Consider the following 21,435-nt stretch of genomic DNA (forward strand, 5'->3'; position numbering starts at 1 on the left):
CTAACAAAAAACAGCAGATTTTTCTGTTAAAAACCTGCTGTTTTTGTTTATTATGTCCATATTTTTTCTATTTATACCCAATCCTGAAATTTCCAGAGGGTGTTTGTCTGATGTTTTACTCCGTATTCTGCGCTTCCCCGATCTTTCTGTCGCCCGGTGTTTCCTGCGCTTCCCGCTCCTCCATCATCTTCATCAGCATCTGGCGGTTGTACGTCAGATGCATAATCATCGCACAGCGGGCGCCGGTGGAATCGCCCTTTTGTATGGCGTCCGTGACTGCCCGGTGCGTCTGGATGGTTTCCTTCATCAGCTTGCGGTGCGTCAGATTTCCGAAGGTCATGACCGCTGTGTTGATGATTGGTATCAGCGTCTCCACCACCCGGTTTTTGCTGCACTTTGCGATATATGTGTGGAACTCCACGTCTTTCTTCAAATGGTTTTTTCCTTCGCGGTATAATTTTTCCACCTCATCGCACAATTCATTCAGTCTTTTTCGCTCCTCTTCCGTTGCCGACCCGGCAGCGAGCGCGGCGATCTCCGGCTCCAGCATCAGCCGGACCTCAAAGAGCTCCAGCGCCAGTTGATAGCGGTCCTGAAATCTGGCGAAGCCCAGCGGATCTTCCTCCAGCGAGTGCGTGCTGATCACATAGGTGCCGGAGCCGCGGCGTACCTCCAGGATCCCCTTGGAGACCAGCGCCTTCACCGCCTCGCGGATCGTACTCCTTCCCACGCCGAACCGCTCCGCCAGCTCAAATTCATTCGGGATCTTCTCCCCCACCTTCACCGGCTCCTGCAGGATGAAATTCATCAGCTCATCCTCCACCTGCGATCCGAGCAGCTTTTTATTCACCTTCTCAAACTGATACATTGCATAACCTTCCTTGCTTTTGTCTACTCCTTCGGTTTATCGAGGAACCCGATAAACACGTTGCCCGATTTTTCAAACAGCTCCAGGGCGTCCTCGTCACTGATCAGATACGATTCCTCCGCGCCTGGCTCGTAAAGGCGCACATTGCCCCACTGATCGTATCCAAGCACGATCCGCACGCCGTCCACCGTATCCGCCAGCAGCACGTTGCCCTCGCTGATAAAATACTGCACCGACTCGATATCGCAGCCGGTCAGATCCAGCACCCACTTGTCGGGAAGCTGTCCCTGCAGATAATCAATATCCATCGTTCCGCTCTGGATACACGCCGGCACCTCGTCAAGCGAATACTCTGCCGCCGTTTTCTTGTTGCCGCGCTCCCAGACATAGGTCTGATCCTGATCGACGACCACGCCGAACAGCTCGTTCGCACGCACGATCGCGGTGTTGGCATTTTCGTAAATGCCCTCCAGCCTGCCCTTCGCGTACACGTAGTACAGCTCCTCATTGTGTTCCTTTTCCCCGATAGTGACCTCCCGCTCCGTCTCATTGACGATCATGCGGCTGCGCACCGTCTGCGGCGTCTGCTTTTCGGAGGCATTCTCCATCAGAAGGATCCGCTCCGTCTGCTTGCGGTCACTCACCTGCGTCGTCAGTCCGACCGCGTCCGTCTCCCGCACGTTATCAATAATGTGATCCTCCGACGCTTCCTCCCAGCCGTCACCTGATCTGCGCACGCGTGTCATGGTAAGCAGCCGGTCCTCAACCACGGCGTCCGTCACATAAATGCCGGTTTCACCGTATTCCTTGACCGTCTCGCCCTCCTCGTTGATGATGTAAACAGTGCGCATCGGGAAAATCTCGTCCCCCTCATGCGACGCGTCGATGTCCGACACCTCCGCGATTCCATAAACCAGCGCCTCGCCCATATAGCCAAGCATACGGATGCGCTCGTTCTCCCCGCAGGTAATCTGGCTGCTCTCCTTCGTGTCCATATTGTAGATGTTGATGGTACGCGAATCGTACGCCTCGTTCTCCGCCAGATAAGCAAAATACTTGCCGGATTCCGAGCCGACATAGCAGTTCGGCTTCATATTTTCCACGATTTTCGTTGTCTCAAACGTCGTCAGATTGATCTCGTACACATCTCCGTCCAGCAGCAGATAAAAATCCTCCTGGTCATCCGCCACATAAGAAATTTCCTGCACATCCGCCTTCAGAAGATCGTAGGAGCGCATGGTATCCACAAACAGCATTTCCTCGATACCGCCGGAGGAAGCGTCGTAAAAATAGACTGCCACGCCCGACTCGCCCTCGTGACGTCCGCGGTTCATGTAGCCCGCCACCACAAACTGGATGTTGCCGTTCGTACTTACCTTTAAGATCTTAATGTCATGCTGTCCGTAAATATCGCGGTAATCCGTGCCCCCCTTCTGGCGGAAGGTGAATACCTGCGCCATCTTTCCGCTCGAAGAATCGTAACTCCACAGCTCTCCGCCGATCTCAAAAGCGTAAAAGCGGCTCTTTGAATCCGTCACAAAGGAAATATCACTGTCGCAGATGCCCAGGCGGATGCCCTTATCCGTCAGCACGCCGTTATCCGGATTGAAGATCTCATTCGTCGAGCGCTCAAAATCCAGCAGCATCACCGATTCATCGGCATAGCGCAAACGGAAATATTCATTTACCGTATACAGCTCCGTGTAACCCTCCTCGCTCTGCGCGCTGATCAGGTACTCCTGCACGATCGTCGCCGTCGTCTCGTTCAGCTCCTTGATCGCCGGGATAGACTTATAATAAATCTGCGGGTTCAGATTCCCCCACACAATCTGATCTGTGGTTGTATGGATGTCCATAAAGGACAGATCCACCTCGTCCTCGTCGCCCTCCGGCTCCAGGTAGAGCGCCAAGCGGTCCACCTCCTGCCGGTTCAGGCATTTCTCGGAAAAGCTGATCACAAAATCCAGATATTCCTTCGTGTGCAGGCTGTCCTGCTGCACCACGCGGGTATAGTAATAGATGTCGCGCCCATCCGCGCGGAGCTGGATCTTCAGCACATACTCCTGGTTCATGCGCATAAAATTCTGCAGCGTGAAGGACGCCGTCACATAGTCGCCGTCCTGCGACAGGTTCGTCACCTTTGTGTTTTCCAACGACGTCTCTCCATCCGCAGTAAACACTTCAAAATAAATATCGCTCACCTGCGCGCCAAAGGTCTGCACCTCGATGCTCATATCGCGCTCCGTGGAGATCGGCGTAAGCGTGTCGCGCACCGCTGTCACCGCCATCGGCTTCACGTAACCATGCAGCGGGTTCATCTCCACATCCTTATATACCATATAAACAAGCGGAAGCGTCGCCTGCGACATATCCTCCGTCTGCATCTTTGTCTCGTCATTGATAAGCTGCGCGAAAACCGCCGCCGAAGCGACAAAAATCACCAGCAATACCGCTATTCTGATCAATACCTTTTTCATTGCACCCCTCCAAATAACGCGTCCTCCCGCTGCAGAAGCTTTCCGAGCAGCGGCTGCGCGTTCCATGCCTCCATGCACGCGGTCAGTGCCTGGTTTGTCTTTACAACGCCGTTTTTCCTTCGCACCGCACGGATCAGAATATTTTTCGGCGTGTGCTCCATGTCGATAAATTCCAGAAGCTGCACCTGATAGCCCTGCTCCTCCAGAAGCTCCGCGCGGAAAGCGTCCGTCAGAAGCGCCGCCATCCGCTCCTTCACCAGCCCATATTTCAGCACCGGCTGCATCAGCTCACTGGAAATCTGCCCGTTCAGCTCGTGCTGGCAGCAGGGCACCGAAAGGATCACCTGCGCATTCCATTCCACCGCTTTCTGCAGCGCATAATCCGTCGCTGTATCGCAGGCGTGCAGCGTAACCACCATATCCGCCTGCGTGCAGCCCTCGTAGGAGGCAATATCCCCAGTGAAAAATCTTAGTTTTTCATAGCCGTATTTTTCAGCGAGCTGATTACAGTGCGCGATCACATCTTCTTTTAAATCAAGCCCGATCATGCGGACGTCAAGCCCCTGCTGCTCGTGCAGGTAATAATACATCGCGAAGGTGAGATACGATTTCCCGCAGCCAAAGTCGATGATCGTCAGCTCACGGTCTTTATCCAGTGCCGGCAGGATATCCGCCACAAATTCCAGAAAACGGTTGATCTGCCGGAATTTGTGGTAGCGCGCGTTCACCGTCTTTCCCTCCGGAGTCTGCACGCCAAGGTCGACAAGGAACGGCACCGCCCTGCCTTCCTCCAGAAGGTACTGCTTTTTGCGGTTGTGCTCCGCCACCGCCGCCTGCCGCGGCCTGTCCGGCTTTTTTATCTTCACCGTCGCCTGCCCCTTTTTGCTCACCAGCGCCTGCACGGACAGCTCCTGCGTGTCCATCACAAGCTGCTTATAATCCTGCAGAAGCCAGGCTTCGATCTGACAAGTCAGCTCATCCTTTTCATAATTTTTGTGAAACTCCTTTTTGCCGTCGGAAACCGCTGTCTGAAAAAGAAGCCTCCCCTTCACCAGCACCGGGCGGATCTTCACTTTATCCGCCGTGCCGGCGTGACGCCTGCCGCTGATCGTGATGCGCAGCAATTTTTCGTCTAAGTGTTCGTCTAAAATCCCACGAAGTCGTTGCATATATGTCTGTCGAAATTCCGCAGACGGAATTTTCTTCCTTTCAGTCTTTGATAATTCATCTTATCACAATCAGCGGATTTCGTCTACCAGGGGTTTTTCAAATACCTCGCGGGAAAAAAATCGTCTACTCCCTCATCGCCTTATCAAGCGTCCGACGCACAGCGCCTGTGCCCGCCGTCATGCTCTGCAGATAGCCGCACACCTTGTCCGCCAGACCTGCCTCATACAGGTCAACGCCGAAGATCTCTTTCATTTTCAGCACCGGCGCGATGATGCTCCTGACATCCTGCTGCTCTGTCAGCTTTAAGCCGTCGATGCAGGGTTTTAAGGTGTCAAGCATCGGCTCCGGGCTGAGTTCGAAGGAATTTCCATTATCGTCCACTGCCATCAGATAGCGCAGCCAGCCTGCAAGCACCAGCGGGATTCCTTTCAGGGTCTTTACATCCAGCGTATCGGATTCCTGGTAAGCGCGGATGGTTTCTCCGAAACGCACCGCCAGCTTCTGCGAGGTATCCGTGACGATTCTCTGCGGCGTATCCGGCATAAACGGATTCGGGATACGCACCTTCAGAACCGTATCCAGGAAATCCTTCGGACGGATGATGCCGGGATCGGTGGCAACCGGCAGGCCCTCCTTGTATCCGATCGTTTCCACCAGCGTGCGGATGCCCTCGTCCTGCATCTCCTCATAAATTTTCCGGTAACCGAGCAGGCAGCCAAACACAGACAGCGCCGTGTGCAGCGGATTTAAGCAGGTGCAGACCTTCATACGCTCCACCTTATCCACCGTCTGTGCATCCGTGAAGATCAGACCGCCCTTTTCCAGCTCCGGTCTGCCGTTCGGGAAGGCGTCCTCGATCACAAGGTACTCTGACTCCTCGGCGTTCACATACGGCGCGATGTAGGTCTTTTTCGCGGTAATGATCGGCTCGGTTCCCTGGATATGGTCCTCCCTCAGCATCGCCTCCACGGAAGCATCCGGGCGCGGACAGATTTTGTCGATCATCGTCCACGGGAAGCTCACCTTTTCCGGGTTTGTTATGTAGGATAAAAAGCCCTCTTCCGCCAGATTGTTCTCACTCCACGCTCTGACATAGGTCTCTACCGCTTCGCGCAGGATCGTTCCGTTATGTGAGCAGTTGTCCATGCTCACCATCGCGATCGGCTTCTCTCCCGCCTGGTAACGCGCATACAGCAGCGCGCAGATTTTTCCGATGTAGCTTACCGGCGCCTGCCAGCCCTTCTGCAGATCCTCCAGCACATCGCTGCGAAAGCTGCCGTCGCCGCCCCTGATCGCGTATCCCTTTTCCGTGATGGTAAAGCTTGCCATCTGCAGGGAATCCTTCGTAAAAATCTCCTTTAAACGGTTAAACTCTTTCTCATAGCCTCCGTCCAGCGTCAGCGATTCCGCCACGCTTCCGACCACCGTTTTCTCCGTGCTCCCGTTCGCTTTGAGCGTCACCAGAATGAAATAATCGTCGCGCGGAATATTCAGCTTCTCCATCGCCTCATGCCCGCTCACTGCGATGATTCCCCGGTCGACTACTCCCTCATTCAGCAGATTCTGCACAACATTCGCCTGAAATGCGCGGAAGATATTGCCCGCCCCAAAATGTACCCAGTACGGATTCTCTTTTGTGCGCGCTGTCATTGCCTCCCGGTCATACTGCGGCAGACAATAGCCCGCCGCCTCCCATTCCTGCCTGTTTTTTAACCCCTGTTCATTTAACTGCATGTCCTTCCTTCTCCTTTTCTTTTTTCTTTTGCTCAGCCCCATTTGTTTGCTGCTAAAGCTATTATAGCCGTGTTTTCTTTAAAAACCCATTGTTGCAACTGTTGCGTATATTGCAAAACTTGCTGTTTTATGGTAGAATATTCCTGCGCATTCCTTTGCAGCAAACGCCCTTTTTATCGCCTGGCAAAAAATGCTCCGGCGCTTCCCAGACAGGAGTCTCTATAGATATGAAGAAAAAACTGCAGACAGCCTTCAGTCCGCGGCAGTATATGCTGTCGCAGGACTTTGAGCTTTATTATTACAACGATCACAATCTGTCCACGGTGAATATGCACACACATCCCTACTACGAATTTTACTTTTTTCTGGAGGGCAATGTGAGTATGCAGATCGGCGACAGTCTCTATCCCCTCGGCTACGGCGACATTATGCTGATCCCACCGATGCTCTCCCACCGGCTGCTCATCCACGGCACCGACGTGCCCTACCGCCGCTTTGTGCTCTGGATCAGCCGCGATTACGGACAGCACCTGCTTGCGCTCTCCCCGGATTACGGTTATCTGACGGAATATGCGCAAAAACATCAGACGTATCTCTTCCACACCGATCAGCTTTCCTTCAATTCTGTGCAGTCAAAAATCCTCCGTCTGCTGGAGGAAATGCATGACCGGCGCTTTGGGCGCGACGCGCAGATCCCGCTCTGCATCAACGACCTTATCCTGCTTTTGAACCGCATCGTTTATACACAAAAGCACCCGAAAATCCAGGCGGAGGAAACGCCGCTTTTCGAGCGTCTGGTAGAATATATCGAGGAGCATCTGGATGAAGACCTTTCCCTGGAGCGGCTTTCCGACGCCTTTTTCGTGAGCAAATATCATATATCACACGTTTTCAAAGACAACCTCGGCATTTCTATCCACCAGTACATCACCAAAAAAAGGCTTGCGCTCTGCCGCGAAGCCATGACCTCGGACGCACCTGTCAGCGACCTGTATTTAGGCTGCGGGTTTGGCGACTACTCCAGCTTTTACCGCGCCTTCAAAAAAGAGTATGGGATATCGCCGAAGGAATACCGGGATACCCTTTCCTTATTGCGGAAAATATGATAGAGTTATCATAATAAGCCCGCCGCAAACCGCAGCGGGCGTCATAAACGAGGGAGGATCTGCAATGTTTGAAAAGCTTGTGGCGATCGAGCCGGTAAGTCTGGTGGCGGAAGCCGAAAAGAAACTGCATGAATACGCGAAAGAGGTTGTTCTTTACCGCGATATTCCAAAGACGAGAGAAGTGATTATTGAGAGGATCGCGGACGCTGACGCCGTGCTGGTCAGCTACACCTCTCAGATTGACCGTTTTATCATAGAAAGCTGCCCGAACCTCCGCTATATCGGCATGTGCTGCAGCCTGTATTCAGAGGAGAGCGCAAATGTCGACATCGCCTGTGCGCGCGAGCGCGGCATCCAGGTGCGCGGCATCCGCGACTACGGCGACCGCGGCGTTGTGGAGTTTGTTCTGTATGAGCTTGTGCGGCTGCTCCACGGCTACGACGGCTATAAATGGAAGGATACGCCGGAGGAGATCACTGATCTGAAGGCAGGCATTATCGGTCTTGGCGTCACAGGAAGCCTGATCGCGGAAGCACTGCAGTTTATGGGCGCCGACATTTCCTATTTCAGCCGCACCCGCAAGCCGGAGCTGGAGCAGAAGGGTTATACCTACCGTCCGCTCCACGAGCTTCTCGAAAACAGTGAGGTGGTATTTACCTGTCTCAATAAAAATGTGATCCTGCTGCATGAGGAGGAATTTAAAAAGCTCGGCAGCGGAAAAATTCTCTTCAACACCTCCATCGGACCGTCCCACGATACGGAAGCGCTGAAAAGATGGCTGGATGGCGGAAATAATTACTTCGTGTGCGACACCAGGGGCGCCTCCGGCGATGTGAATGGGGAAATCCTTTCCCACGAGAGAGTTTTATCGCCGGATGCCTCCGCCGGAAGAACACGGCAGGCCTTCGGGCTGCTCAGCGAGAAGGTGCTGGACAATATCCGGCTATTTCTCAAGTCAGATACCCCGCTGCAGGCATAACGGGCGTCAAGCCAGTAGCAATGCAAGCATCGGGGTATTTGACCCGCGCGGCAATTGCCAAATGGACATGCAGGCATGTCCGCCTGGCTCGCTGCTCACGGGAATAAAAAGCTCTCTGCCTCAGCCCATTCCGGGACAGACGGCGACGCGCCTTTTCTGGTAACGGCGATCGCCGCTGCCCGCGCGGCAATGTCCATCGCCTGCGCAGCTGCAAGGCCTTTCAGCAGTGCCGCAATAAAATATCCGGTGAAGGTATCGCCTGCCGCTGTGGTGTCCACTGCCTTTACCCTGTAGACAGGCTGACGGAAAAACTGTTCTCTATCCGCATAGACGGAGCCGTCGCCCCCAAGCGTCAATACGATTGCCGCAGCTGGGAACCGCTCACGCAGCAGCTTCGCCATTTCTTCCCCTTGTGTCTCTGCCCTGCAGCCGAGAATCTGGCACGCTTCAATTTCATTCAGGACAAAATAGTCAACCATCTCCAACGGTAATCCCAGAATCTTCTCATCCATCGGGGAAGGATTCAGAATAATTTTCAGCTTTTTCTCATGCGCCTTCCGAATAATATATTCCAGATGATTGATCTCATTCTGTAAAAGCAAAAAATCGCCCGCTTCGAAAGCGTCCAGCACCGCATCTGCCTGCGCGCTGGTAATCGCATGATTTGCTCCTCCATACAAAATAATACAGTTATCCCCATCCCGGTCATTCTGGATGATGGCATTTCCCGTGCGCACCTCACGCAAAACTGTTACATATTCCGTGTGTATCCCGGAAGCTTCCATCTGCTCCAGCAAAAACCTGCCGTCCTCGCCGACGCAGCCTGCATGATAAACCTCCGCGCCCGCCTTTGCCAGAGCAGTCGACTGATTTAATCCCTTTCCGCCGCCGCAGGTGCGCAGCGCCTGTGAGGATATCGTTTCTCCCTTCTGAACAAAATGATCTACCTCATAAGTAAAATCAATATTCAGCGATCCATAACATAAAACCTTCATAGCATCCCCCTTAAGAATTGCCTGTTTATCTTCAGAATAGCAGATATCTCACGCCGGCACAACTCTGTAATCCAATTCCCGCATGCGCTGCAGAAGCTGCCGCTCCTGTTCTTCCGTCAGATTCTCCATCGGACGCCGCACCCGTGTCGTAGAAATAACACCCTCCGCTTTCAGAATTACCTTATATGCCGCAATATTATTGTTCTCACACATTACCGCATTTAAAATATTGGTCCGGCGCTGCAGCTTTGTTGCCAGCACAAAATCCTTTTTCTGAAGCGCATCCCAGAGAGCGGCATAATGCTCCGGGATACACATAGCATTTCCGGAAACCGTGCCATCACCCCCAACCGCTACAACCGCTTCAAACAAATGATCCGGTCCCACCAAAACGCTGAATGCCCCATCCCTGACAGTCATCAGCTGCTGCAGTCTTGTCATATCCGGGAAGCTGTATTTTGCCCCCACCACGTTCGGGCACCGCCTGCTTACCGCACGGCACACGTCTACCGAAAGGTCATTGACAGCGTTCTGCGGGATCCCATACAGATACATCGGAAAATCCTCCGGAATACTTTTCGCGATCGTCACATAATACTCTTCAATCGCTGCATCACTGAGCTTATAAAACGCAGGCGTCACCACTCCAATTCCGTCAGCGCCGATCTTCACTGCATGGTCTGCCAGTTCCAGCGTATCTTTCAGATTCCAGGCTCCCACATGTACAAACACCGGGACGCGTCCTGCCGCATGCCGCACAACTGTTTCTGCTGTCAGCCTGCGTTCCTCTGCCGACAGATACATCATTTCACCAGTCGTTCCACATGGATAAAGGCACTGCAATCCTCCATCTATGCAGTGATCCGTAAGGCGCTTCAGCGATTCCACGTCAATCTCATCATTTTCTGTCAATGGCGTAACCATCGGTACCACTGTTCCATATAATTTTTGCATATCAAACACCTGCCTTCATATGTATTTCCCTTCTTAAAAACTCTGCGCTTGACACTGCCTCCGCAGCGAAATCATTCCAGAACGTTGCCTCTATCGTCAGTATCCCTTCATACCCTGACGCTCCCAGTGCACCAAGATAATCCGAATAGTCATAACCGTCTCCCCTCTGCGGAAAGCGCCGGCATTCTCCGAGCGGATAATCAATATGTGCATGGCTGATAACATCACGAAATTTCAAAATCTCTCCAAAATCTTCCCCGTTCTTAACCATATGTCTCAGATCACACATTGTCCGGCAATTTTCTGCCGGGACTTTCCGTATAAATTCCGCTGCCTCGCTGATATAATTCAGATAATTGGAATTCGCCGGTCCCAGAGGCTCCACTGCCAGCAGCATTCCATGCCGCTCCAATATCCCGCAGATCTTTTCTGTAAATTCCAGCAGTTTTTCCTGGCAGCGCTTCCATTCCGACCGCGCTTGTGGCATACTTCTGCATTTTCCCGCCCCAAGCGGGATGATTCTGCACGAAAGCTTTGCCAGTCTCTCCGCTCCTTTTTCCACATGTTCCAGCCAGTAGTTTTCCGCAAAATCCGGTTCGTAAAAACGCAGATTCATCGGAAAAAGCCCCGAACACACGTCAAATGTCAGTCCGCTTCTTCCCGCATTCTCCAGGAATTCAGAAAACTCCGCTTCCGGCATCTGTGTGATCTCACAAAAATCAAGCTCTATTGTATCAAATCCTGCGCGCTCTATTTCCGAAAGCTGCGCAGTCGTCCCAAAACAGCCTAGCCTTATCATTTTCCCTTCATCCTTCCAGCGTACCGAGGATTTCCCGCAGATACGCGGCGCTCTTTGCCATGCCAACCGCTGCTTCCGGTATGTCCATCGGATGCCATCTTCTCTCATATTCCAGAGAGAGATACCCGTCATACCCAACCTCATGCAGATTATATATAATCTCTTTCCACGGAAGGATCCCTTCCCCTACGATCCGGGTAACAACAGCGCGTTCCTCCTCGTTTACATGGGTAACAGAGCCAGCCGAAAATTTTCTCCCCTCCGCCTTAAATTTGAAATCTTTCACATGAACATAAAAGATTTTATCCCTCTGTATCTGAATACATTTCCGGTAATCCTCTCCCGACAAAAATCCAATATTTGCCTGATCATAAAGAATGCCCACGTTATCGCGATCAATCTCACTTACAATGTCATACGTAATCTGCGGTCCGGTCGTCATTGTATTAAAATGATTCTCCAACACCAGCGCAACATTTTTTTCTTTTGCCTCATCGGCGAGCATCCGCATTGTACTTACAAGAATTTTCCGCTTTTCATCGAAATTTTCGTCTCCCTCCAGGAAAGTGCCCCCGTAGATCCGTATAAAATGTGCTCCCAGCATCCAGGCAATCTCTATGCATCTGCGACAATCCCGTATTGCTGCTTTCCGCCGGTTTTCATCCGGCTGATTATAATCGCTTGCGTAAGAGACGATCCCGGAAGCCTCTATTCCAAGCTTTTTTAGCTCCCTTTTCAGTTCCAGAATTTCCTCGTCCGTCGTGCTCTCATGCAGCGCACTTTTATATCCCTCCTGGTAGATAATCTCGATAGCATCCATTCCGATTTCAGAAAAAAGCTTTGCCGCTTCCAGCACAGTAAGTTCCGGTGTTCCCATCGTATGTCCTGCAATTTTCATATCGTTCACTCCATTCCGGGCAATCCTGCCTTTAACAGGATCTCATTCATAAGAAGATGGGTTTTATAGGCATCCGCACCGCTTGTAACCGGCTGTCTGCGCTCTTTGACACAGGCAAGAAAATGCGCAACCTCCTGTGTAAAGCCCATTTTGTCCTCCACACGCGCCCAGCCAAGCGCCAGCGGCGTCATTGCCGTCCGGACCTCCGTCTGCTCATTGACAATCGTCACACTGTCCGGCGCATTAACAAACGCGGACTGACAGCCTCCATAGCAGTCTATCTTTTCCACCCACTGTCCTGCCTGGCGTGAAGCCACCAGCATTCCTACGCTGCCGCTGTCAAATCTGATCTGTGCTGTCACCAAATCCTCGTAATTGGGATCTGTATACATACTGTGCGCCTCCACCGATACGGCTTCCCCACAGAACCAGCGTAACAGATCAACCATATGTATCGCATTTTCCAACGTTGCACGATACTCCGAACCATTTCTGTTTTTCTGTGCGATTACTACATCCGGTGCCTTTTCCTGAAACGCCTCTTTTACCTTCGCATACACAGGCGCATATCTCCGGTTGAATCCGATCATCAGAATACGGTTATTTTTTTCAGCAGCCTCCACCATCGCCCTGCTCCTGGCAAGCGATACCTCCAGCGGTTTTTCGCAGAAAACATCTATCCCCTTTTCCAGCAGCGGAATTACATAATCATAATGTGTGGTCTTCGGCGTCAGCACAAACGCGCAATCCATCTCCACCTCCAGAAATTCTTCAAAGCTTTTGCAGCCCTTTGCAATTTTATATTTACTCATTGCCGTTTCTATCGAGGCTGCCGAGCGGGCATAAGCCGCTACAATCTCCACGTCCGGCTGTTCCGCGAGCGCCGGCAATTCCGCAATATGTGCTATATGTCCCAGACCGATCACGCCAACCCTGATTTTTCTATCCATTATCCCTGTCTCCCTTTCCCTTCATTGTAATAGCACGCCCACATATCTGTGAACAGAGCCCGCATCCGTCGCATTTTTCCGGATCGATCACCGGCTGCTTTCCGTCATTCGAAATCGCTCCATAAATACATACCGGAAAGCACTTTTTACATCCGACACATTTCTCATAATCCACCTGTGCAAAGTAGCGTCTGCTCCGGTCCGCCTTATCAAGCGGAAGTACCTTTTCCGCTGCAACGCCAATAATATCCGTCACGTTTTTTACGGAATGCTTCTCCAGATACTGTTCCATCTGTTCCAGAATTTTTCTGATTTCATCGAACCCCTTCATATATATGAGCGATGCAATCTGTACATTAGCTGCTCCCGAAAGGAGATACCGGATCACATCTTCATAGTTCGTAACGCCTCCCGTTGCACTGATAGGACATTTCACATGCGGACGGGTCGCCGCAATCCAGTGCATAACAGACTGGATCACCCACGGGCCGCCATGTCCGCAGAAGCCTTTGTGCATAATAGGCTCCATTGTCTCGATATCCACCTCAAAGCCAACACTGCGGTTAAACATAGTCAGCCAGTCTGCTCCATCCTTTTCCAGATCCATGGCACACACAATGGGATTTGCCATCTGCTGCGTCATTTTCAGTCCAGTCGGAATCTTCACTGCTTCCCGCACATCCCGTACAGCTTTACTGGCAATCGGATAAAACTCCACTCCTTCCCTCACAAATGCTCCCACCGGACAGGAAGGCACAACTTCAATCGCATCCGCTCCGGCCTTTTCGCACTCCACTGCATATTCCGCCCAGGTTTCCTCCCTTGCGCAGTTCAGGCTGGCAATCACCGGAATATCCAGCATCTCTTTCGCCTTTTTAATCTCATCGCAATATTCTTTCAGATTCCCTTCAAATGCCTGCTCGTATGTCATAAACGTATCGGCATGATAACCGGAAATACCATTCCGTATCACAGTCATCCGCGGAAATGGATTATATCTGTTGACTGACTCCTCCTGGATGGATTTTAAAATAACAGCACCAAAACCAGCATCCTGCGCCTGTCTGCAGTGAAGGGCGTCCTTTGTTGTCCCGGCTGACGCTGCAATCAACGGATTTTTTAATTTCAGTCCCGAAAACTCCACACTTAAATTTGCCATACATCTCCCCCTAATCTTCTTTCAAAATTCCCATTTCTGTGAAAATACCGGTAATTTCTTTCCGATACGCAAGAAACTCCCGTGATTCCTTCACTGCCAGATTTCTCGGTCTTGGCAGATCGATAGGAATAATGCTCTTCACTCTTCCCGGTCTCGGCGTCAGAATGACCACCTTATCCGCCAGCATAATCGCTTCATCTATGTCATGTGTCACAAAAAGAATCGTGCATTTTTTCTGCATCCACATTTTTTCCAGATCCACGCGCATCTGCTCTCTGGTAAGAGCATCCAGCGCTCCATACGGTTCATCCATCATCAGAAGCTCCGGCTCATGTACAAGCGCTCTGCAGATTGACACACGCTGCTGCATACCCCCGGACAGCTCCCATGGATACTTGTTTTCGAATCCCTCCAGTCCGACCTGCCGGATCAGTTCCATTGCCTTCTGCTTTGTAACCGCTTTGTCCAGATTACGAAATTCCCCCTGGATCATGATATTCTGCAGGACGGTTCTCCACTCCAGCAGCAGGTGATCCTGAAATACAAATCCCACCTCTTTTACCGGCTTCGTGATCTCGTTTCCGTCCAGAACCGCTCTGCCGGAAGTAGGCGCCGTCAACCCGGTTCCAATAAACAAAAATGTACTTTTTCCGCAGCCGGAGGGCCCCAGGACAGTAACAAACTCCCCATCATTCACATCAAAATTTACATCTACCAGCGCTTCCGTATATCCTGTCAGGGTTTTATATTTCATTCCAATATGATCAAATTTCAGCATATGATTCTTCACTCACTTTCTGTCTTTGTCCGCGCGGCAGCCGGGCTGCGTTTCCGCTGCAATGGATCGCACAGTGCAGCAGAAACGATTTCACAAAGGATTACACCCGGATACAAACCTTCTTTCATTTATCTTGCCGGAAGATCCTCCGGAAGGCACGCATAAGTATAGATGTCCTCTGCCTGGATGCTCTCATCCACGCCAAGATAATTTACAAGCAGATCGCGGCAGGCATTCCAGTCCTCCTCAGATACATCTCCCAGCGTCTCGGAATCTTCTGCAAAAAGACTATCCAGCGCCACGGAAAGACTGCCCTCTACCACCGCCTGATCCAGGGTCGGGAATTTCTGCATAAAAATTTCCACAGCTTCCGCGCTGTCCTCGCGGCATTCATTCCATGCCTTCATGCTCGCAGAAATGAATTTTTCTACAGTTTCACCGTTTTCTTCAATCATGCTGTCACTTGCCACAATAGAGAGTCCCACTGTTGCCGCTCCATTATCCGAGTATCGGATAACGTTTACTTCTTTGCCCATATTCTGCAGCGTGATCGCCTGGTCATCCGCACCTCCCAGAATCGCGTCCACATCCCCATTGATCAGTGATGTTACCTTTGCGTTGGAATCCATCGTCACATAGGAAATCTTTGAATCGTCAATTTCGTTTGCCGCCTCCAGCGCTGCAAATAAGTTGGAGGGTGCATCTCCGGTAGTGATACCCACCTTTTTATCCTCCAGATCCTTCGGCACAGCGATACCGGAATCCGCCAGCGTAATTGCCGCAAAACCATTAACTGCATAAACCGGGCAGACAATCTTTATCGGTATGTCCTGTGCCACCGCCGAAGCGACAGAAGCAGAATCCACTAATCCCAGATCATCCTCACCGGTGCCAACCAGCTTCGCGGTCGTTCCCGAACCAGTCCCCTCTCCGATTGTCACATCCAGCCCGACTTCCTCATAATACCCCTTTTCCAGTGCATAGTAAAAAGGTACATGCAGGCCTGCCGCCGTGTAATTCAACCGGAAGGAAACCGGCGTAAGCGCACCTTCATCCGCCGCTCCTGCCATTCCTGCCATGGACATCGCCATAGCTGCTGCCATTGTTAATGCTGCAAATCGTTTCTTCATTAGTAGTTCCTCCTTTTTTTGTTTTATTTATTAGCTTCTTTTCGAAGCAATAAGTACCCTCTTATCATTTTGCCGTTTTATCATTTACGCGCTGACTGACATGCCAGGGAATCAGCTTTTTCTCCAGAATCTCGACGATCCCGAAAAATACCATTCCCATCAGGCAAAGTACGATCAAAATTGCAAACAGAAGTCTGGTATTGATGTCTCCGTTTGCCCTCAGAAGCAAATAGCCAAGCCCGCTGTCAGAGCCCAGAAACTCCGCTACGACCGCGCCTACCGTCGCCATGGATACCGATGTTTTCAAGCCGGAAAAAATGCTCGGCAGTGCGTTTGGGAGTTTGATCTTCCAGTAAAACTTCCATTCTGAATCGCTCATGGTTCTTGCCATATAGTACAGGCGGCCATTTAAGGATTTTAAACCTGCCACTGTATCCATCAGAAGCGGGAAAAAAGAAAGCAGGAATACCATCAGAATTTTAGGAAGTTTTCCAAATCCGAACCATACCACAAACAGCGGTCCGATTGCCACCTTCGGAATAAGCTGCAGGAAAACCATGAATGGATACAGGGTCTTCTCAAACACCTTAGAATAAGAAATCAATGTGGCGATCGGGATACTGATCAGCACCGTTGCCCCAAAGCCAACTCCTATCTCATACAACGTAGTGAACAGATTCTGCTTTATATAGGGCCAATATTGGATTAACGCGGCTACAGATGCGCTTGGCGATGGCAGAATATAGCTCGGAATTTTGAAAATCCTTACCGCCGCCTCCCAGAAAACGATTACAGCGCCGACGCTAAGAATGCTCGGTATGGATTCCTTCAAATTATACAGAAACTTCAGCCACCTCAAATGCCCCTTTCCCTGTTTCGAATAGTTTTTCTCCTGCACATCCATCGTTATCTCTCCCTTCTTTTTCGATCTGCCATCCTCTGGTTCTTACAGCCTTTTTACCGTATTTCCCTCAATTACCGCACTTTCTAAAACCCTCAGCCGCGGTTCAAGTCCCGGATTTTTTATACGGGAAAGAACCATTTCCCCGACACTTTTTCCAATTTCCTCCTGCATTTCTTTTGCATGTGTAATCTGCGGCTCAATCAGGCTCTGGAAATCGAGCGTTCCAAATCCGACCAGAGATACATCCTCCCCAATGCGGATCCCCATTTCCTTTGCTTTTACCAGAATGCCGTGCGTGAGAGACGCACTGCCGCTCACAATCGCCGTCGGCGGGTTTTTCCTTGCCATCAGTTTTTCAAACGCTTCCATCCCATATTGTCTGGAAAAAGTGCCAAACATAAAATTACCGTTTACCGCCATCTTGTCATTATCAAAAAAAGCCCGCATATATCCGTTGTAACGGTCGAAATTAGTACTGAGCTTCTTTTCTCCGCTGATAAGCGCAATATTCTCATGACCATGATCCAACAGATAAGTAACTGCATCATAGGTAGACTTTTCCTTATCAACATACACGGTATCATACACATTTTTTAATGTGTTTCTGTCAAAAGAAGCAACAGCACACTGGACATTTTTTAAAACGCCTGCAATATCTCTGGAAACAGGGCACACCACCAGACCATCCACGCACCTGGAGACCATTGCTTCTATGCTCTCCCGTTCTTTTTTTTCATCATTGTCGGTGCTCGCCATCAGCAATGTATAGCCTGCCGCCTGCACCATGCGCTCAATTTCCCTGGTTACTCCTATGATAAAAGAATCCGAAATATCCGACACTACCAGCCCGATCGTATTCGTCACATTTTTTTTCAATCCCGCTGCCAGCTTATTCGGTCTGTAATCAAGATCGATAATCGCCTTTTCTACCCTTTCCTTCATTTCCTCATTGATCGTGGGAACCCCGTTCATCACTCTGGATACGGTAGCCACCGATACATTTGCCCTTTTTGCCACATCTTTAATTGTCGCGTTCATAGCCCACCTGTAAACGTTTTCTGATCGATTCAAAAAAATATAAAACCTTTTCTCCGTAAAATTCGAGAAGTATTTTAAATTTTCCCTTTCTCTTTTGTAAGTTGTTACAAGTTTAATATATACTTTTATCCACCTTTTGTCAATATAAAGTTTGTATAATTTCATTTTTTGTGCATTTTGTACATTCTCTTTCTTTTTGCGCCCCTTTGAGATAACGTTTTCTTTCTAGTCTCAAACACTTGCTGTGAACGGAGCGAACATTTCCAATCGTAACTTCCCGCAGGCTCCCCCGCGTTTTATTTTCTGTACATTTTCCCTGGAATGTGATAAACTGTAACCATTCCGCACTGCCTGCAGCACCTGCCGCGGCCGCGGGAAAATGATTTAAGGATATAAAAGAAAGGTTCTTTATGTTGCAAACAATTGAAGCTATTAACACTGCTGTAAACAATTTTGTCTGGGGTGTGCCCGCGATGATCTGTATCATCGGTGTCGGACTTTATCTGAGTCTCCGCACACATTTTATACAGATCCGCAAATTCCCCTATGCGATTAAGACGACTATCGGAAGAATGTTCCGAAAAAAAGAGGCGTCAGACGGCGCTATGACGCCGTTCCAGGCGGTATGTACCGCGCTTGCGGCCACGGTCGGCACCGGAAATATTGCCGGAGTTGCCGGAGCGATCGCGATCGGCGGCCCGGGTGCCGTTTTCTGGATGTGGATTTCTGCGTTTCTTGGAATGTGTACGAAATTTTCAGAGGTGACGCTTGCGGTTCACTTCCGCGAGAAAAATGAGCAGGGTGATTTCGTCGGCGGACCGATGTACTACATTAAGAACGGGCTTGCAAAGCACTGGCACTGGCTTGCAGTTCTTTTTTCGGCCTTTGGCGTACTGACAGTATTCGGAACCGGAAACGCTACGCAGGCAAACACGATCACGACCGCGATCAATTCCGCTCTGCTGAATTATCATATCATTGATGATTCACAGACCGGTGCTGTCAGCCTCGTGACCGGCATTGTCATTACCGTTCTGGTCGGTCTGGTGCTTTTCGGCGGCGTGAAACGCATTGGAAAGGTGACGGAAAAGCTGGTTCCCTTTATGGCGCTGCTCTACATTCTTCTCGCCCTGGGCGTGGTATTTCTGAATATCCGGAAGGTTCCGGCTGTTTTCGGAATGATTTTTGAGGGCGCCTTCTCTCCCTCCGCCGTAACCGGCGGCGCTGTCGGCAGCTTTTTCCTCAGTATGCAGAAAGGTGTCTCCCGCGGCATTTTCTCCAATGAGGCAGGTCTTGGTACCGGATCCATCGCTCACGCCTGTGCGGACACCCAGAAACCGGTGAAGCAGGGGCTTTTCGGTATTTTTGAAGTGTTTACCGATACCATCGTGATCTGCACGCTGACGGCTCTCGTCATCCTCTGCAGCGGCGTCCCGGTCGTTTACGGCAGTGCTGCCGGAGCCGAGCTGACGATCTCCGGCTTTACCTCCACCTACGGAAGCTGGGTGTCCGTCTTTACCGCCGTCGCTATGTGCTGCTTCGCCTTCTCCACCATCATCGGCTGGGGACTGTACGGTGCGCGCTGCATCGAATTTCTGTTTTCATCAAAGGTAATCCGCCCGTTTATGCTGGTATATTCTCTCGTTGCGATCCTTGGCTCAACCATGGATCTCGGACTTCTCTGGAGCATCGCCGAAACCTTCAATGGTCTGATGGCGATCCCAAACCTGATTGCGCTGTTCCTGCTTTCCGGAACCGTAGTGAAACTGGTGAAGGAATATTTTTCATAGCAGATATTCCTCCGCATAATGTATTGCGGTCGCGCCGTCCGCTGCCGCAGTCACAATCTGACGCAAAGCCTTGGTGCGGACGTCTCCCACTGCAAATACTCCCGGCAGAGAGGTGCGCGTGGATTCGTCCGCCTTTATATAGCCCGCCGCATCAAGCTCCAGCTGCCCCTTCACCAGCTCTGTCACCGGCTTTCTTCCGATCGCCACAAACACGCCGTCCGCCGCAATTTCCGTCTCCTCTTTGGTATGCACATTTTTCACTCTCACGCCGGACAGCTCATCGTCCTGCAAAAGCTCCGTAACCGTGCTGTCCCAGACAAATTCAATATTCTCCGCAGACTTTAGCGATTCATGATAAACCTTCGACGCCCGCAGGGTGTCTCTGCGATACACAACGATCACTTTTTTTGCAACCCGCGCAAGCAGCAGCGCATCCGCAGCCGCCGTATTGCCGCCGCCCACGACCACAACTGTTCTTCCGCGGTAAAACATCCCGTCGCATGCTGCGCAGTAATGTACACCCCGCCCGGTAAGCTCTTTTTCACCAGCCAGGCCCAGCTCGCGCGGCGAAGCTCCGGTGGAAATAAGCACCGTGCGTCCATAAAAAGTGCCCTCGCCTGTGTGAACGGCCTTCACCTCCGGCGCAAGCTCTACAGACTGCACCTCCGTCATCTTCGTCTGCGCGCCGAACCTCTCCGCGCCCTTTCGCATCTTTTCTCCGAGCAGAAAACCGTCGACTCCGTCCTCAAAGCCCGGATAATTGTCAATCTGCTCCGTCAGCGCCATCTGTCCGCCCGCTGCCATCTTTTCAAAAAGAACAGTGTCAAGACCTGCCCGTGCTCCGTATAACGCAGCCGTATACCCGCCAGGTCCGCCGCCTATAATAATCACATCATATATATGTTTCATCGTATTCGCCTCCTACTGTATTTTCTACAGTATAGCGGATTTTAAACACGGGTTCTGTGAGATTGTCACATAAAGCGGATTTCCTTTCCATTTCAGTCTCGTTTGCTACTTACAGTACCAGAGACGGCGCTGTGTATACGCGTGCGCTAAGCTCATTGTCAAGCATATAGAGACTCTTCGGATCGTCGCCGAACAACTCGTATTTCTTAATCAGATTGTCCGCATTTGTCTCCTCTTCGCCCTGCTCTTTTACGAACCAGTCAAGAAACTGCATAGTGCGGAAATCCTTCACCGTGTATGCCGCATCATAAATATTATGTATCAGACTTGTCACATACTGCTCGTGCTTCAGCCCCTCCGCCAAAACAACCTTTGCGCTTGTCAGCTCTACCGCCGGTTTATCGATCGCTTCCAGGACTACTCTCTCGCCGTTGTTCTGCAGGTACTGGATCATCAGAAGCGCATGGTCGCGCTCCTCCTGCGCCTGGACCTTGTACCAGTTTCCGAAGCCGTCCAGCCCCTGATCATAGTAATAATTCGAAAAATCCAGGTACAGATAAGCAGAATAAAATTCCTTATTTACCTGCTGATTTAATAACTCAACCACTTTTTTATCCAACATTTCTTTTTCCTCCTTGTCTTTGCAGTATCGGTACTGCTGCCAGTTTCATTATAGTATAATCGCGCCTCTTGTCAACGATATTTGCAGCGATTCCTGTACTGTTAATTGACACTGTTAATTGACATCTTCCACGATTGCTTTTATAATGAAGGTGCGTTTTGAAGGGAGCGCCTGA

At 50.8% G+C, this 21,435-nt stretch carries 19 protein-coding genes; 3 read left to right on the plus strand and 16 right to left on the minus strand.

Features of this window, described 5'->3' with window-relative positions; genetic code table 11:
- Window positions 1-115 precede the first annotated feature (115 nt).
- From ACLU9Q_RS02545 to ACLU9Q_RS02560, 4 genes are all read right to left on the minus strand, one after another.
- Window positions 116-868 (minus strand): FadR/GntR family transcriptional regulator, encoded by a 753-nt coding sequence (locus tag ACLU9Q_RS02545; protein WP_412624617.1) that lies wholly within the window; start codon window positions 866-868, stop codon window positions 116-118.
- A gap of 23 nt (window positions 869-891) precedes the next feature.
- Window positions 892-3,345 (minus strand): hypothetical protein, encoded by a 2,454-nt coding sequence (locus tag ACLU9Q_RS02550; protein ID WP_296834730.1) that lies wholly within the window; start codon window positions 3,343-3,345, stop codon window positions 892-894.
- Window positions 3,342-4,514 (minus strand): class I SAM-dependent methyltransferase, encoded by a 1,173-nt coding sequence (locus tag ACLU9Q_RS02555; RefSeq protein WP_296834732.1) that lies wholly within the window; start codon window positions 4,512-4,514, stop codon window positions 3,342-3,344. The genes ACLU9Q_RS02550 and ACLU9Q_RS02555 overlap by 4 nt, the downstream gene beginning before the upstream one ends.
- 124 nt (window positions 4,515-4,638) lie before the next feature.
- The gene (locus ACLU9Q_RS02560; protein ID WP_296834734.1) at window positions 4,639-6,249 is read right to left on the minus strand and encodes a mannitol dehydrogenase family protein; all 1,611 of its coding nucleotides are present in this window, start codon (window positions 6,247-6,249) and stop codon (window positions 4,639-4,641) included.
- 227 nt (window positions 6,250-6,476) lie between these two features.
- Here ACLU9Q_RS02560 and ACLU9Q_RS02565 point away from each other — a divergent pair, with 227 nt between their 5' ends.
- Both ACLU9Q_RS02565 and ACLU9Q_RS02570 read left to right on the plus strand, forming a co-directional pair.
- The gene (locus ACLU9Q_RS02565) at window positions 6,477-7,355 is read left to right on the plus strand and encodes an AraC family transcriptional regulator (protein WP_296834736.1); all 879 of its coding nucleotides are present in this window, start codon (window positions 6,477-6,479) and stop codon (window positions 7,353-7,355) included.
- Between the two features lie 64 nt (window positions 7,356-7,419).
- On the plus strand, window positions 7,420-8,334 hold the full coding sequence (locus ACLU9Q_RS02570) for a D-isomer specific 2-hydroxyacid dehydrogenase family protein (RefSeq protein WP_296906066.1): 915 nt from the start codon (window positions 7,420-7,422) through the stop codon (window positions 8,332-8,334).
- 95 nt (window positions 8,335-8,429) lie between these two features.
- Here the strand turns inward: ACLU9Q_RS02570 and ACLU9Q_RS02575 are convergent, their stop codons facing one another.
- The 10 genes from ACLU9Q_RS02575 to ACLU9Q_RS02620 form a co-directional block, all read right to left on the minus strand.
- Complete coding sequence (locus ACLU9Q_RS02575) at window positions 8,430-9,329, minus strand: ribokinase (protein WP_296906063.1); 900 nt, start codon at window positions 9,327-9,329, stop codon at window positions 8,430-8,432.
- A 48-nt stretch (window positions 9,330-9,377) separates the two neighbouring features.
- Window positions 9,378-10,283: a dihydrodipicolinate synthase family protein gene (locus ACLU9Q_RS02580; protein WP_298514279.1), complete on the minus strand. Its 906-nt coding sequence runs from the start codon at window positions 10,281-10,283 to the stop codon at window positions 9,378-9,380.
- A gap of 1 nt (window position 10,284) precedes the next feature.
- Complete coding sequence (locus ACLU9Q_RS02585; protein WP_296834744.1) at window positions 10,285-11,082, minus strand: sugar phosphate isomerase/epimerase family protein; 798 nt, start codon at window positions 11,080-11,082, stop codon at window positions 10,285-10,287.
- Between the two features lie 7 nt (window positions 11,083-11,089).
- A complete protein-coding gene (locus ACLU9Q_RS02590) occupies window positions 11,090-11,980 on the minus strand; it encodes a sugar phosphate isomerase/epimerase family protein (protein ID WP_296906056.1) in 891 nt (296 codons plus the stop codon).
- A 5-nt stretch (window positions 11,981-11,985) separates the two neighbouring features.
- Window positions 11,986-12,930, minus strand: a complete 945-nt coding sequence (locus ACLU9Q_RS02595; protein WP_296834746.1) for a Gfo/Idh/MocA family protein — start codon at window positions 12,928-12,930, stop codon at window positions 11,986-11,988.
- The gene (locus tag ACLU9Q_RS02600) at window positions 12,923-14,089 is read right to left on the minus strand and encodes a 4Fe-4S binding protein (protein ID WP_296906052.1); all 1,167 of its coding nucleotides are present in this window, start codon (window positions 14,087-14,089) and stop codon (window positions 12,923-12,925) included. Before ACLU9Q_RS02600 ends, ACLU9Q_RS02595 begins: the two co-directional genes overlap by 8 nt.
- Window positions 14,090-14,099: 10 nt before the next feature.
- Complete coding sequence (locus ACLU9Q_RS02605) at window positions 14,100-14,867, minus strand: ABC transporter ATP-binding protein (protein ID WP_296834750.1); 768 nt, start codon at window positions 14,865-14,867, stop codon at window positions 14,100-14,102.
- A gap of 128 nt (window positions 14,868-14,995) precedes the next feature.
- Complete coding sequence (locus tag ACLU9Q_RS02610; RefSeq protein WP_296834752.1) at window positions 14,996-15,997, minus strand: ABC transporter substrate-binding protein; 1,002 nt, start codon at window positions 15,995-15,997, stop codon at window positions 14,996-14,998.
- Window positions 15,998-16,061: 64 nt separating this feature from the next.
- Window positions 16,062-16,901, minus strand: coding sequence for an ABC transporter permease (locus ACLU9Q_RS02615; protein WP_296834754.1), 840 nt, complete (start codon window positions 16,899-16,901; stop codon window positions 16,062-16,064).
- A gap of 42 nt (window positions 16,902-16,943) precedes the next feature.
- On the minus strand, window positions 16,944-17,939 hold the full coding sequence (locus ACLU9Q_RS02620; protein WP_296906049.1) for a LacI family DNA-binding transcriptional regulator: 996 nt from the start codon (window positions 17,937-17,939) through the stop codon (window positions 16,944-16,946).
- A 410-nt stretch (window positions 17,940-18,349) separates the two neighbouring features.
- Here ACLU9Q_RS02620 and ACLU9Q_RS02625 point away from each other — a divergent pair, with 410 nt between their 5' ends.
- Complete coding sequence (locus ACLU9Q_RS02625; RefSeq protein ID WP_296906046.1) at window positions 18,350-19,729, plus strand: alanine/glycine:cation symporter family protein; 1,380 nt, start codon at window positions 18,350-18,352, stop codon at window positions 19,727-19,729.
- On the opposite strand, the gene trxB is transcribed toward ACLU9Q_RS02625, so the two are convergent.
- Both trxB and ACLU9Q_RS02635 read right to left on the minus strand, forming a co-directional pair.
- Window positions 19,724-20,638, minus strand: coding sequence for a thioredoxin-disulfide reductase (gene trxB, locus ACLU9Q_RS02630; RefSeq protein ID WP_296906043.1), 915 nt, complete (start codon window positions 20,636-20,638; stop codon window positions 19,724-19,726). The two genes, ACLU9Q_RS02625 and trxB, sit on opposite strands and share 6 nt — an antisense overlap.
- Window positions 20,639-20,747: 109 nt before the next feature.
- Window positions 20,748-21,260, minus strand: coding sequence for a ferritin (locus tag ACLU9Q_RS02635; protein ID WP_296834762.1), 513 nt, complete (start codon window positions 21,258-21,260; stop codon window positions 20,748-20,750).
- Window positions 21,261-21,435: the final 175 nt, after the last annotated feature.

The organism is Marvinbryantia sp. (assembly GCF_047017445.1).
Classification (GTDB): Bacteria; Bacillota; Clostridia; order Lachnospirales; family Lachnospiraceae; genus Marvinbryantia.